1 pseudogene is annotated in these 248 nt (G+C 62.1%); it reads left to right on the forward strand.

The features are described 5' to 3' along the window. Positions 1–43: 43 nt before the first annotated feature. Positions 44–248, forward strand: a pseudogene (locus SB764_RS43220) (ISNCY family transposase); the annotation flags it as partial.

Here is a 248-nt window from a genome sequence, read left to right on the forward strand (position 1 = left end):
GATCCGGACCTGGGCCGAGTGGGACGACGCGGTCCCGGGTTTCGTGGAGATCGACCTGGTCGGGCATGAAGGCGGCGTGGCGTCCGGACAGTTCTGTTTCACGTTGACGGTCACCGATATCGCCACCGGCTGGACCGTGAACAGGTCCGTGCCAAACAAGGCCCAGAAATGGGTGTTCGAGGCCCTGCAATACGCGATAGGCAGGTTCCCGTTTCCAATCGTGGGGATTGATTCGGACAACGGCACCG

Source organism: Paraburkholderia sp. SIMBA_027, assembly GCF_046535315.1.
Taxonomy (GTDB): Bacteria; Pseudomonadota; Gammaproteobacteria; order Burkholderiales; family Burkholderiaceae; genus Paraburkholderia; species Paraburkholderia tropica.